The sequence below is a fragment of the Streptomyces coeruleorubidus genome (assembly GCF_008705135.1).
GTDB lineage: Bacteria > Actinomycetota > Actinomycetes > Streptomycetales > Streptomycetaceae > Streptomyces > Streptomyces coeruleofuscus.
Genome location: NZ_CP023694.1, coordinates 3,986,458 through 3,999,004 on the forward strand (window position 1 = coordinate 3,986,458; position 12,547 = coordinate 3,999,004).

General features: G+C 68.5%; 13 protein-coding genes. 5 read left to right on the plus strand and 8 right to left on the minus strand.

Features of this window, described 5'->3' with window-relative positions:
* The first annotated feature begins 179 nt into the window (after window positions 1-179).
* From CP976_RS18300 to CP976_RS18310, 3 genes are all read left to right on the plus strand, one after another.
* A complete protein-coding gene (locus CP976_RS18300; RefSeq protein WP_150481349.1) occupies window positions 180-638 on the plus strand; it encodes a GNAT family N-acetyltransferase in 459 nt (152 codons plus the stop codon).
* Between the two features lie 287 nt (window positions 639-925).
* Entirely contained in the window at window positions 926-1,378 is a 453-nt protein-coding gene (locus CP976_RS18305; RefSeq protein ID WP_229876174.1) for a hypothetical protein, read from the plus strand.
* On the plus strand, window positions 1,366-2,391 hold the full coding sequence (locus CP976_RS18310) for a hypothetical protein (protein WP_167537359.1): 1,026 nt from the start codon (window positions 1,366-1,368) through the stop codon (window positions 2,389-2,391). The genes CP976_RS18305 and CP976_RS18310 overlap by 13 nt, the downstream gene beginning before the upstream one ends.
* Before the next feature lie 59 nt (window positions 2,392-2,450).
* Here CP976_RS18310 and galK read toward each other — a convergent pair whose 3' ends face one another.
* From galK to galT, 3 genes are read right to left on the minus strand one after another with little or no spacing between them, the layout of a single operon-like run.
* Window positions 2,451-3,626, minus strand: coding sequence for a galactokinase (gene galK / locus CP976_RS18315; protein ID WP_150481350.1), 1,176 nt, complete (start codon window positions 3,624-3,626; stop codon window positions 2,451-2,453).
* A 28-nt stretch (window positions 3,627-3,654) separates the two neighbouring features.
* Window positions 3,655-4,617 (minus strand): UDP-glucose 4-epimerase GalE, encoded by a 963-nt coding sequence (galE, locus tag CP976_RS18320; RefSeq protein WP_150481351.1) that lies wholly within the window; start codon window positions 4,615-4,617, stop codon window positions 3,655-3,657.
* Complete coding sequence (gene galT / locus CP976_RS18325) at window positions 4,614-5,675, minus strand: galactose-1-phosphate uridylyltransferase (RefSeq protein ID WP_086841407.1); 1,062 nt, start codon at window positions 5,673-5,675, stop codon at window positions 4,614-4,616. The genes galE and galT overlap by 4 nt, the downstream gene beginning before the upstream one ends.
* 164 nt (window positions 5,676-5,839) lie before the next feature.
* Between galT and CP976_RS18330 the strand changes: the two genes are divergently transcribed.
* Both CP976_RS18330 and CP976_RS18335 read left to right on the plus strand, forming a co-directional pair.
* Entirely contained in the window at window positions 5,840-7,519 is a 1,680-nt protein-coding gene (locus CP976_RS18330; protein WP_150481352.1) for a sodium:solute symporter family protein, read from the plus strand.
* 18 nt (window positions 7,520-7,537) lie between these two features.
* Window positions 7,538-7,852, plus strand: coding sequence for a hypothetical protein (locus CP976_RS18335; protein WP_150481353.1), 315 nt, complete (start codon window positions 7,538-7,540; stop codon window positions 7,850-7,852).
* Window positions 7,853-7,911: 59 nt separating this feature from the next.
* On the opposite strand, the gene CP976_RS18340 is transcribed toward CP976_RS18335, so the two are convergent.
* From CP976_RS18340 to CP976_RS18360, 5 genes are all read right to left on the minus strand, one after another.
* On the minus strand, window positions 7,912-8,127 hold the full coding sequence (locus CP976_RS18340) for an ATP-binding protein (protein ID WP_150481354.1): 216 nt from the start codon (window positions 8,125-8,127) through the stop codon (window positions 7,912-7,914).
* A gap of 13 nt (window positions 8,128-8,140) precedes the next feature.
* Window positions 8,141-9,109 carry a hypothetical protein gene (locus CP976_RS43285; protein WP_190146992.1) on the minus strand — a complete coding sequence of 323 codons (969 nt, stop codon included), beginning with the start codon at window positions 9,107-9,109 and terminating at the stop codon, window positions 8,141-8,143.
* Window positions 9,110-9,152: 43 nt separating this feature from the next.
* Entirely contained in the window at window positions 9,153-9,536 is a 384-nt protein-coding gene (locus CP976_RS18350) for a hypothetical protein (protein WP_150481355.1), read from the minus strand.
* A 106-nt stretch (window positions 9,537-9,642) separates the two neighbouring features.
* Window positions 9,643-10,335, minus strand: a complete 693-nt coding sequence (locus CP976_RS18355; RefSeq protein WP_150481356.1) for a helix-turn-helix transcriptional regulator — start codon at window positions 10,333-10,335, stop codon at window positions 9,643-9,645.
* Between the two features lie 240 nt (window positions 10,336-10,575).
* Complete coding sequence (locus CP976_RS18360) at window positions 10,576-12,513, minus strand: outer membrane protein assembly factor BamB family protein (RefSeq protein WP_150481357.1); 1,938 nt, start codon at window positions 12,511-12,513, stop codon at window positions 10,576-10,578.
* Window positions 12,514-12,547: the final 34 nt, after the last annotated feature.

The following is a 12,547-nucleotide window of genomic DNA, read 5'->3' on the forward strand; positions in this document are numbered from 1 at the left end:
GCCGGGTCGCCGCAGCCGCACGGCCGCCGCCGTGCAGAAACCGCTACCCCCACCCCGGGCGTCGTACCCGGCTGTCTCGCCCCCTGATCGGCACCGGCCCCCACCGGTGCTGTTCATCAGAGTACGGGCGGGGGCCCGGAGCGGAAGGTTATTTGCAGAACTGACTGTCCTGCGCGTTTATGGTGTGCCGCATGTTCCGTCTTGAGACAGAAGTCGACAAGGCCCGACGTGATCTGCTCCGCACGCGCCTGCGGGAAGCGAACACAGCCGCCTCTCCGGTCCTGCGCGCCCTGCACGGAACGCCGGACGAAAGGGACGTCCCATTGCACGTGTGGGCTGTGAACGACAGGACCGGCGACCTGGCGGGCGGCCTCGTCGGCTACACCTGGGCGACCTGGCTCCACGTCACATTCCTGTGGGTCGACGAATGCCACCGCGGGGCGGGCCTCGGGGCCGGGCTGCTCCGGGAGGCGGAACGCATCGCGTCCGAGAAACGCGGCTGCCGCGCGTCCCGCCTGGAGACGTGGGACTTCCAGGCGCCGCGGTTCTACGAGAAACAGGGGTACGAGGTGGTGTGCGTGATCCCGGACTATCCGCCGGGGATCACGGAGTACACGCTGGCCAAGAAGCTGGGCTGAAGACCTCGTTGCCGTCGGGGTTCGGCCCACCGATAGCGTTGGTTCGCTTGAGTTATCCCCCCACGTGATCAATGGGAGACACAGTGAACCGCCCCGCTCGGCTCGTGACAGCCGCGCTCACCGCATCTGCGGCCCTGCTGCTGACCGCCTGTGGCTCGGGGGGAGGTGACGGGGCGTCGTCCGACAAGATCGCCGGTGCGGATTCGGCCGATTCGCCATCGGCTTCGCCGTCGGTGTCCGCGTCGGCGGACGGGATTGATCGGCCTGAGGTCAAGCTGCCTGACGACATGAAGAACGTCTTCGAGGACAGGCAGACCGGAGACCCCCAGAAGGACGCCATCCTCGCCGACAACGAACGGGCCATCAGCACTGTGGATCAGGCGATGGCCTACGGCGACCTGAAGAAGTCCGGAATGGGCTTCTACTACACGGACAGTGCGCTGGTCGGCGTCTACAACTACGCGAAGGACAACATCGCCAGGAAGACCAGCTGGGCCGGCACCCTGCGCTACTTCGACCGCCAGGTGACGGTGTTCGACAAGACGTCAGCGGCGGTGACGTACTGCGCGGACGAGAGCAACGCAAACGTCAAGGACCTCAAGACCAACAAGGTGAACGTGGTCAAGACCTCGCCCGACAGCTACGTCTACTACAACACCGGCGTCAAGAAGAACAAGGAGGGCGTCTGGCAGATCTGGAGCCTCCACGAGGACCGGGGGTCGCAGAAGTGCCAGCCGTGACACGACGCGTGGCGCTCGCGGCTCTCGCCTCCGCGCTGTTCCTCCTCGGGGTCGACACAGCTGTCGCCGGAGGAGTCGGCAGCAACGGATCCCGGGATGTCGAGGCGTCCGGTGACACCTCAGGCCGGGTGCTGCAATCGCGTATCACGTTCAACCTGAAGGGCGCAGCCCCCTCGAAGGACAGCGGCCCGATCACGTCCAACGCCGTGGACTGGGAGCCACTGGCCTGCTGGTACGAGCCCTACTGGAAGGCCAAGAACTTCAAGACCTACACCGAGGCCAACTGGTCGATGTACGAGTCTGTCGGCGGCGACCCCGCGGGTATCGCGGACGACAAGGCGCGTTACAAGGGAGGCCACCCCTACAAGGATTTCAACGTCGACAAGAACGACGAGGGCATGTGGTGGGTGGCCGTCAAGAATCCGAAGATGGAGGATGACCCTGCGGCCGGCAACTGCACGCGCAAGCCGTTCTGGGTGGACACCGGCGAGAACCCCGGCGTCCCCCAGGCCATCGACACCGAGACGCTCGCCGGCCTCGCCCATCAGCGGACCGTCGTGCCGCCGACCAAGGTGTCCCTCGCGCCGAACGGCAAGTCGACGGTGAACGCTCCCACCTGGGTCTGGCTGGACAAGGGCACCTTCAAGCCGGTTTCCGTCACGGCGAGTCTGCCCGGTACCGGGCTGTGGGCGACCACGACCGCCAAGCCGGTGAGCCTGCACCTCGATCCGGGGACGGAGGACGCGGAGAGCCTTCCGGCGTCCGGTGAGTGCGGGATCAACGACGACGGGTCGATCGGAGAGCCGTACGCCAGGGGCAAGGCGGAGCTGACGCCTCCGTGCGGGGTGCGGTACCTGCGGTCGTCGGGGGACGGTTCCTACGCCCTCAAGGCGACTCTCACCTGGGAGATCAGCTGGGAAGGCACGGGCGGCACCGGCGGTGAACTGCCCAGCGGCACGTTCGCCACCACCACCGAGGTGCCGGTCCAGGAGATCCAGTCCGTCAATCGCTGAAGCCGCCGCGCGGAATGCTCGGGCGCCCTCCCCGCGGTGAGGGCGCCCCGCTCCCGAGGTCAGCGCACCCGGCGGGCTCCCGCCGAAGGCACCGCCTCGAAGACCCGCGGCGACGTGAAGCCCGCCGCAGAGAAGGCCTCCGTCACCGCCTTGGTGATCGCGTCCACGTCCGTCTCCTCCGCGAGGACGATCGCCGAGCCGCCGAAGCCGCCGCCGGTCATGCGGGCACCCAGGGCGCCGGAGGTGAGGGCCGTGTCGACGACCAGGTCCAGTTCGGGGCAGGAGATGCGGAAGTCGTCGCGCAGGGAGGCGTGGCCCTCGATCAGGATCGGGCCGATCGCGCGCGTGTCGCCCGACTCCAGCAGGGACACCACCCGTTCGACGCGCTCGTTCTCCGTGACGATGTGGCGGACCAGGCGGCGGACCTCCTCCTCGTCGCCGAGGCGGGCCAGGGCCGCGTCCAGTTCCGCGTACGGCACGTCCCGCAGGGCGTCGACACCGAGCAGTGCCGCGCCCTTCTCGCAGCCCGCGCGGCGCTTGCCGTACTCGCCCTCGCTGTGGGAGTGCTTGACCTGGGTGTCGACCACGAGGAGGCGCATGCCCTCGGCCGCCAGGTCGAAGGGGATCTGGCGCTGGGAGAGGTCGCGGGTGTCGAGGAACAGGGCGTGTCCCGCCTCGCAGCACGCTGACGCGGTCTGGTCCATGATGCCGACCGGGGCACCCACGTAGACGTTCTCCGCGCGCTGGCACAGGCGGGCCAGTTGCCAGCCCCGGAGGCCGAGGGAGAAGAGGTCGTTGAGGGCCAGCGCCACGACCACTTCCAGCGCCGCCGAGGACGACAGGCCCGCGCCCGACGGGACCGTGGAGGACAGGTGGACGTCCGCGCCGGTCACCGCGTGGCCGGCCTCGCGCAGGGCCCACACCACGCCCGCCGGATACGCCGTCCAGTTCTTGTCCGACTCGGGAGACAGGTCGTCCAGGCGGAGTTCGGTCACCCCGCCCTCGACGTCCGCCGAGTGGAGGCGGAGCACGCCGTCCTCGCGGCGCGAGACCGCCGCCACCGCCTTGTGCGGCAGGGCGAACGGCATGACGAAGCCGTCGTTGTAGTCGGTGTGCTCGCCGATGAGGTTGACGCGGCCCGGCGCCGCCCAGACCCCGTGCGGCTCGGCGCCGTAAAGCTCCGTGAACCGTTCGGCGACCGCTCCGGCGACCGTGTCGGCAACAGCCTCGCTCATGCCTGACCCCTGACCCTTCGTTCCTGTTCTAGTTGCCGCGCCGCTGCGCGAAGTCCCACGCGTCCGCGACGATTCCGTCGAGGTCCGCGCTGGACGGGTTCCAGCCCAGCTTCTCGCGGGCCGTGGTGGCCGATGCCACCAGGACCGCCGGATCGCCGCCCCGGCGGGGGGCCACGACTTCGGGGATCGGGTGGCCCGTCACCCGGCGGACCGTCTCGATGACCTCGCGGACGGAGAAGCCGTTGCCGTTGCCGAGGTTGCAGATGAGGTGCTCGCCGGGGGCAGCGGCCTTCAGGGCCAGCAGGTGGGCCTCGGCCAGGTCCGCGACGTGGATGTAGTCGCGCACGCAGGTGCCGTCCGGCGTCGGGTAGTCGTCGCCGAAGACGAAGATGGCGTCGCGCTTGCCCTGCGCGACCTGGAGGACCAGCGGGATCAGGTGGGATTCGGGGTCGTGGCGCTCGCCGTGCTCGCCGTACGCGCCCGCCACGTTGAAGTAGCGCAGCGACACCGCGCCCAGTCCGTGGGCCGCCGCCTCGCCGGTGATCATGTGGTCGACGGCGAGCTTCGAGGCGCCGTAGGGGTTGGTGGGGGAAGTCGGCGCCGACTCGACGATCGGGACCTGCTCCGGCTCACCGTACGTCGCCGCCGTCGAGGAGAAGACGAGCTTGCGGACGTCCGCCTCGCGCATCGCCGCCAGCAGGGCCATGGTGCCGCCGACGTTGTTGTCCCAGTACTTCTCCGGCTTCGCGACCGACTCGCCGACCTGTGAGAACGCGGCGAAGTGCAGAACACCGTCGAACGAGGAGTCCAGCCATTTGGCGGCATCGCGGATGTCGCCCTCCACGAACGTCGCCCCGGCGGGGACGCCCTCGCGGAAGCCGGTCGACAGGTTGTCGAGGACGACGACCTCGTGACCGGCCTCCAGCAGGTGCTGTGCGACCACGCCGCCGATGTAGCCCGCGCCGCCTGTCACCAGGTACTTCCCGCTCATGAACTCGCTACCTCTCGCAGTCGCTCGGCCGCGCGCTCCGGCGGCACGTCGTTGATGAACACGTTCATACCGGACTCGGAACCCGCGAGGAACTTCAGCTTGCCGGAAGTACGGCGAATGGTGAAAAGCTCGAGGTGCAGCGCGAAGTCTTCCCGGACGACCCCGTCGAACTCCTCCAGCGCGCCGAACGGGGCCTGGTGCCAGGCCGCGATATAGGGGGTCGGAGGCTCGCCCGCACCGAAGATCCGGTCGAAGCGCCTCAAGAGTTCCAGGTAAACCTTGGGGAACTCTGTGCGCGCGGCCTCGTCCAGCCCGAGCAGGTCGGGCACACGGCGCTTGGGGTAGAGGTGGACCTCGTACGGCCAGTGCGCCGCGTACGGCACGAAGGCCACCCAGTGTTCACCCTCCAGGACGACCCGTTCCTCGGCGAGTTCACGCTCCAGGACGGCGTCGAAGAGGTTCTCCCCGCCCGTCATCTCCTTGTGGGCCGCGACCGAGCGGAGCATCGTCGCGGTGCGCGGGGTGGTGAAGGGGTAGGCGTAGATCTGCCCGTGCGGGTGCTGGAGGGTCACGCCGATCTCGGCACCCCGGTTCTCGAAGCAGAACACCTGCTCGACGGAGGGGAGATGGGACAGCTCGGACGTACGGTCCGTCCAGGCCTCCAGCACCAGGCCGGCCTGCTCCTCACTGAGGTCGGCGAAGGCCGCGTTGTGGTCGGACGTGAAGCAGACGACCTCACACCGGCCCGAGTCGCCCGCCAGTGAGGGGAAGCGGTTCTCGAAGACGACGACGTCGTACGACGAGTCCGGGATCTCGCTCAGCCGGTCGCCCTCGGAGGGGCACAGGGGGCATTCGTCGGCCGGCGGATGGTAGGTGCGGCCCTGGCGGTGCGAGGCGACGGCGACGGAGTCGCCGAGCAGGGGGTCGCGGCGGATCTCGGACGTGGTGACGGTGCGGTCCAGCGGGCGGCGGTCGGCCGCGTCCCGCACGCTGTCGTCACGCAGGTCGTAGTAGATGAGCTCGCGACCGTCGGCCAGCCGGGTCGAGGTCTTCTTCACGCCGCACTCCTCATCCTTCAAACATAACCCAACACACCAAAACACGACCCTCCCCAATTGTCAACATCACAATCAAACAAAGAGCATCAGCAGGTGTGTTCAATCCCTGAAGACGGAGGCGTAGATTCCGCGGGGTATCGGTTCACGCAACGAAGCGAGGGCTCATGCATCCCCCCACCACCCTGGCAGCCGAGCTGCGACTCCCCACGAACTGGCTCGACTACACGATCCTCGGCATCTACTTCGTCGTCGTCCTCGGTATCGGCTTCGCCGCCCGCCGCTCGGTGAAGACCAGCCTCGACTTCTTCCTCTCCGGCCGTTCCCTGCCCGCCTGGGTCACCGGGCTCGCGTTCATCGCCGCCAACCTGGGCGCCACCGAGATCCTCGGCATGGCCGCCAACAGCGCGCAGTACGGCGTCTACACCACGCACTGGTACTGGATCGGGGCCATCCCGGCCATGGTCTTCCTCGGCCTGGTGATGATGCCCTTCTACTACGGCTCCAAGGTCCGCTCGGTCCCGGAGTTCCTGCTGCTGCGCTTCGACAAGGCGGCGCACCTGCTCAGCTCGGGCCTCTTCGCCTGCGCCGCCATCCTCATCGCCGGCGTCAACCTCTACGCCCTCGCGATCGTGGTCGAGGCGCTGCTCGGCTGGCCGCAGTGGGTGGCGATCGTCGTCGCCGGCTTCTTCGTGCTCGCCTACATCACCCTCGGCGGCCTGTCCTCGGCGATCTACAACGAGGTGCTCCAGTTCTTCGTGATCCTCGCCGCGCTCATCCCCATCTCGGTCCTCGGCCTGAAGAAGGTGGGCGGCTGGGACGGCCTGTCCGACTCCCTCACCGAGTCCCGCGGCGCCGACTTCATGACCTCCTGGGGCGGCACGGGCATCGGCAGCGACAACCCGCTGGGCGCGAACTGGCTGACGATCGTCCTGGGCCTCGGCTTCGTCCTGTCCTTCGGCTACTGGACGACGAACTTCGCCGAGGTGCAGCGCGCCCTGTCCGCGAAGAACCTCTCGGCGGCCCAGCGCACCCCGCTGATCGCCGCGTTCCCGAAGATCTTCATCGTGTTCCTGGTGATGATCCCGGGCCTGGTCGCCGCGGTCCTGGTCCCGAAGATCGGCACCGCCGGCTCCGACCTCCAGTACAACGACGCGATTCCCTACCTGATGGAACAGCTCCTGCCGAACGGTGTGCTGGGCATCGCCGTGACGGGTCTCCTCGCGGCCTTCATGGCGGGCATGGCGGCCAACGTGTCGTCGTTCAACACGGTGTTCACGACCGACATCTGGGCGAAGTACGTCGTGAAGGGGCGCCAGGACGAGTACTACGTCCGCTTCGGCCGCCTGATCACCGCGATCGGTGTCCTGGCCTCCATCGGCACGGCATTCCTGGCGTCGTCCTTCTCCAACATCATGAGCTACCTCCAGACGCTGTTCTCTTTCTTCAACGTGCCGATGTTCGTCGTCTTCATCATCGGCATGTTCTGGAGGCGGACGTCGATGAAGTCGGGCTTCTGGGGCCTGCTCGCCGGCACCACGGCCGCGATGGTCAACTACTTCGTCATCTACAAGCAGGGCATCATCGACATCCCCTCCGACCAGGGGGCCAACTTCGTCTCGGCCATCGCGGGGTTCGTCGCGGGCGCGGTCGTCATGGTGGCGGTGTCGCTCTTCACCGCGCCGAAGCCGGCCGAGGAACTCCAGGGACTGGTCTACGGCACGACCTCGCCCGGCATGGCGGAGCCGCCGGCGCCCGGGGACGAGGCCTGGTACCGCAAGCCGGCACTCCTGGGCTGGGGCGCGGTGATCCTGGCCGCCGCCTGCTATATCCCGTTCTCGTTCTGACCGAGGGAGGATCGAAAGATGTCCGAGTTCTACTCCGACAAGGACGTGCAGCGGGAAGTCACCGAACTGCAGGGCAAGTCGGCGACGGCTGCGCGGCTTTTCGACATCCGGCGGATCATCGGTGGGCTGTTCGTGGTCTACGGGGTCATCGTCACGATCGCGGGATTCACCGCGTCCGACGCCGACATCGACAAGGCGGAGGGTGTGAACATCAACCTGTGGACCGGGCTGGGGATGCTCGCGCTGGGGGTGTTCTTCCTGGTGTGGCTGAAGCTGCGGCCTGTGGCTCCGCCGCCGCCGGATGTTGTGGCGGGGGATGAAGCGAGGGAGTGAGGGTGGGCGGCCGGTTGTGCGTCTGGGCGCCGATGTCTGTGCCGGGGTGACGGCGGAGGTCAGGTGTTACTGCCGGACGCCCTGATGAGAACCTCGGCCCAGACCGTCAGGCCGCCGCCGCTCCGCTGGATGCCCCAGCGGGCGGCGAGGGCGTCGGTGATCAACAAACCGCGGCCTCGTCCCTGTTCCGGGTTCGGGGGACGGGGTGGCGCGGGGAGAGAGTCCGTACGGCAGTCGCCCTCGGCGCGGCGCCGGGCGATTCGGTGCGAACTCACGGGGCGGCGACTGTCACTGCGGCGCCCGGTAAGTCGGCCCTGACAGGGCGGCCTCAAGAGCGTTGCCCGTCATATCGATGACGATCGCCTCCTCCTGCATGCTTGCGGGAAGTTGCGCTCGCTCCTCAGTGCGGCACACGGCCCTGCCGGTACTCGGGTCGATGATCACAGCTTCCAGCTTCGCGACAAGTTCAGCGACGATGGCGAATACGCCGCCCGTGTCCGGGCGCTCCACCAAGATGCCGGTTTCGTCGGCGGAGATCTCGGCTTCGCTGCCGTCGGATGCCCGGATCCAGAACCGCAGACTTCCGTCCTCGCTCACTGTGAGCTGTGGATCCCCGACAGCGTGGGGGCCCAGAACGGCACGCACCAGCTCCATGTCCGGCGGAACAGGCACGTCGCCGCCGTCGATGAATGCGTAGATAGAAGGGCTGGAACTCATAGAACTCTTTTCTGTGGTCTGGGAAGGGGACGGAGCGGTGAAGGATGGCGCCCCCTCCACCGGCCGTATTCGCCTCGTGACTGCGAGGGTGGCTCGAGCGTCTTCCGGTCCAGCGACTGCGTTTTCGTCGCATGAGCATGGACACATGCTCCCGTGCCCGTGTCGGTCTGGTTCTTCGACCTCGAATCCCGCCGAGGTGAGAATTCCCAAGAGGGCGGCTTGTATGTGCTGAAGCACCGCGTTGTGGCGACTGACGACCGGCGGCGGATTCGAGTAGTCGATTCCTTGCGCGAAGAGATCGAGAGCTTCATCCCTCAGCTCCGCGTCCGCGCTCCAGTCGACGTACACCCCGCCTTCGATAAACGGTGCCACGTGCACGTCCGCGCCGGGTCGGCTGTGCGGGCCGCCGCTGAGGTCACCGCGGTGTACAGGAAGACCAGCACGACGCAGTTCCCGGCATACCCGCTCGGCCAGCGCTTGGCGTTCAGCGATGACCTCCGGTGTGGCTGTTGGGTGCATGTCGAAGACGGGTTCAGACATGGGTCTCTCGTTGGTGTGAGGACGTGCAGGCCGACACCCCGTGTCAGATGAGGGACCAGATTTGCCGTACTGGATGACCCAAGGCATGACCGATCCTGGTCAGGTCTTCGTCGTTGAGCATGCGCCTGTTGGGACTCCACGCCCTGAGCCTGAACCGAGCGAATCCGGAAGGAACGTTGTATACAAGGTCGTTCAATGTGGTCTCAGTGCCGCAGCACGGAACCTTCACGGCAAGGCTTGGGACGCTGCTGTCCCGATAGGCCTCGTCCATCCTGGTCATCCACCACTCCTGGAAGTCGAGTTGGCTTCCGCACCGAGGGCACGACACGGATTCCAGGCCCGCACCGTTGATGAAGGCTGGAGCATCGCCTTGATCCGCTTCGATGTCGCCGAGCGCATCAGGGCACAGCTGCTCGTCGTAACTCACGCGCAACTCCGGGGTGGGCGGTCGAAGGGCAGAGTCTAGAGTCGAGTGCCTCCGAGGGCTGAGATCGGCCGGAACCCACCCATGCCAGACCGTTCGATACGGCTGGTCAGGCCTCCGGCCCCGGGTCCCGGGCCACCGGGCCGGCCCGGTCCAGCAACCCCGTCCGAGCCGCCAGCGCCGCCGCCTCCAGGCGGGAACCGACGCCCAGTTTCATCAGGACCCGTTGGACGTGCGTGCGCGCCGTCGACGGGGCGATGCCCATGCCCGCCGCGATCAGCCGCGTGTCCTCGCCGTCGGCGACGCGCACCAGGACCTCCACCTCCCGGGGCGTGAGCATCGACAGCAACCGCTGGCCCTCGTCGTCCGGTTGGGCCGCCGGGTTGAGCAGCTCGCTGAACGCGGCTTGCAGCAGTTGGGGCGCCACCGCCGCCTCCCCCGCCCGGGCCTTCATGATCGCCCGCTCGACACCCTCTATGCGCTCGTCGTGACGTACGTAGCCCGACGCCCCCGCGGCGAAAGCGGCCGCGATGCCGCGCGGGTTGGGCACCGGCCCCAGGACCAGGACCGCCACCTGCGGACGCTCCCGCTTGATCCGCACCACCGGGTCGAAGATCCCCGGCTCCTCAGGCGTGGCCGTCCCCAGCAGGCACACCTCGGGCGCCCGCGTGATCACCAGCTCCGCCGCCCCCGCGGCCGGCGCCGCCGCGGCCAGCACCCGGTGCCCCCGCAGCTTCAACGCCGAGGCCAGCGCCTCGGCCAGCAGTCGGTGGTCGTCGACCACCATCAGCCGCACTCCCATCGAGCAACCCCCCAGTCACCCCGGTCCCCCCAGATGGAAGCCCCCCGGCTCCCCCGCCTTCATGCCCCCGGAAGCTACACGCTTGTTCGACGTTGCGCTCCCCCTACTCGTGAGAATCGCCCCGGATCGCCGAAATTCCTCTCATTCGAGGTTGACTGAGCCAAACGCGAACGGTCCCGCCCCTGAGCAGGGACGGGACCGTACCGGCACCGAGTCGATCATCAAGCGGGCATCGATCGATCAACTCGTACCGAAGCCGACCGCCAGGTACTCCTTCTCGCTCGTGCTGCCGCTCCGCTTGCTGGCGTACACCTTGGACATGAACAGGTGCCCGTCGCCGTACAGCAGCTCGGAGTACTCCGGCGACATGCCGGCCTCCACGTCGCGCACCGAGTCCGTCGCCGGGTTCTCCAGCAGCTTCGTCTGCTTGAAGCTGCCCCCGTCGATGCTCACGATCTGCCCGCCCTTGTCGTAGGGCGGCCGCTTGTACGCGATCAGGCTGCCGCCGTCCATGCGCAGCGGCGAGATCCTGTAGCCGTCGCCCGCGTCGGCCCGCTGCCCGGTCTGCTTGCCGGTGGAGAGGTCGAAGGCGACGATCTCGTTGGTCTGGCTGTACTCGCCGCTGCCGTCGTGCTCCTCGGTCGGCAGGTACAGCCGGTCGTTGCCGACGGCCAGCTGGTTGCAGTACTCGATGCGCGTGACGCCCTCGCAGCGGGCCGCGAACTGCTCGCCCGGCGCGGAGATGCGCGTGCGCAGCTTGCCGGTCTTGTTGTCGATGGAGAAGAAGTCGGAGATGCCGCTGCCGTCGCCCGCGGAGTCGCCGACATCGGCGGCCACGACGAGCGGGTTGGTCGACACGACGCTCGCGTACTCGATGCCCTGGGTCATCTTGTACTCCGAGATCACCTTCCCGGACTTCGGGTCGATGGTCTGGATGTGCAGCTGCCGCTGCCCGTACGTGCCGCACTTGCGCACCGCGACCAGCTTCTCGCCGCCGCCGTACCCGGCGTCGTAGCAGGAGTCGGTCGGCTTCGGGCTCCACAGGAGCTTGCCGGAGACGTCGAAGGCGCCGCCGCCGCTGGTGCTGCCGACGGCGACGGTGTCGCCGCTGACCGTGACGTTGTCGAAACTGATCAGCTGGTCACCGGTCTTGAGGGTCTTGGTCCACAGCTTCTTGCCGGCGTCGAGATCGATCAGGGCGATCTGGCTGCACCCGTGCGACGGGTCGGCCTTGGTCGGCATCGCCGGCTGGTAGAGGATCGCCGTCATGTTGTCGTCGGTGACGTGGCGGCTCGCCTGGCAGACCGGGCCGGCCAGCGGGATCGTCCACTGCTCGCCGCCCTTGTCGCGGTCGTAGCCGACGATCTCGGCGATGCCGCTCTTGGCGTACGTCTTGTCGGTGAGCCACGAGCCGGAGACGACGACCGTGCTGTCGTTCTTCACCTCGGGCATCGGGACCTGGAAGAGGACGTTGGCGCTGGGGTCCGCCGGGGCCTTCTCCTTGCCGCCGGAGGTGGTGCCGCCGTTGCCGCCCTTACCGTCGTCCGTGCCGCCGGTGCCGCCGCCGGAGCTCGCGGTGTCGTCCTTCTTGCCGTCGTCCTTGGACGTGGAGTACCAGACGCCGCCGCCGACGATCAGGGCGATCGCCACGACCGCGGCGACGATGATGGCCAGCTGCGCGTTGAACTTCCGGCCCCCGCCCGGCTGTCCGGGCTGCGGCTGGAGCGGCATGGTCGGCTGCGGATAGGCGTAACCGGGCTGCCCGTACCCGGGCTGGCCCGGCTGTCCTGGCTGACCCGGCTGCCCGTACGGCGGCTGCGGCGGCTGCCCGTACGCCCCCGGCTGCTGGCCGGGATAGCCGTAGCCGGGCGGAACCTGCGGAGGCTGCGGCGGCTGGGGCGCCTGCGGAGCCCCCTGCGGATAGCCGTACCCGGGCTGCGGCTGCTGCGCGGGCGGCGGGGGCGGTGTCTGCGGGGCCGCAGGCGGAGGCGTCTGCGGGGCCTGCGGGGCCTGCGGGGCCTGCGGGGCCTGCGGGGCCTGCGGATAGCCGTATCCCGGCTGCGGGGCCTTGTCGAGGTTCGGTCCACCCGCGGGCGGGCCCTGCGGGGGCTGGTCCGGGGGCGGCCCGAAGCCTCCCCCGGGCGGGGGCTGCTGGGGCGGCGGAGGCGGCTGGGTCATGGCGTGTGTACCTCGGGGAAGGGGACGGACGACG

Coding starts and splice junctions, on each gene's coding strand:
- CP976_RS18300 (WP_150481349.1), top strand. CDS start 180: ATGGTGTGCCGCATGTTCCGTCTTGAGACAGAAGTCGACAAGGCCCGA.
- CP976_RS18305 (WP_229876174.1), top strand. CDS start 926: ATGAAGAACGTCTTCGAGGACAGGCAGACCGGAGACCCCCAGAAGGAC.
- galK (WP_150481350.1), bottom strand. CDS start 3,626: ATGAGCGAGGCTGTTGCCGACACGGTCGCCGGAGCGGTCGCCGAACGG.
- galE (WP_150481351.1), bottom strand. CDS start 4,617: ATGAGCGGGAAGTACCTGGTGACAGGCGGCGCGGGCTACATCGGCGGC.
- CP976_RS18330 (WP_150481352.1), top strand. CDS start 5,840: ATGCATCCCCCCACCACCCTGGCAGCCGAGCTGCGACTCCCCACGAAC.
- CP976_RS18335 (WP_150481353.1), top strand. CDS start 7,538: ATGTCCGAGTTCTACTCCGACAAGGACGTGCAGCGGGAAGTCACCGAA.
- CP976_RS43285 (WP_190146992.1), bottom strand. CDS start 9,109: ATGTCTGAACCCGTCTTCGACATGCACCCAACAGCCACACCGGAGGTC.
- CP976_RS18355 (WP_150481356.1), bottom strand. CDS start 10,335: ATGGGAGTGCGGCTGATGGTGGTCGACGACCACCGACTGCTGGCCGAG.
- CP976_RS18360 (WP_150481357.1), bottom strand. CDS start 12,513: ATGACCCAGCCGCCTCCGCCGCCCCAGCAGCCCCCGCCCGGGGGAGGC.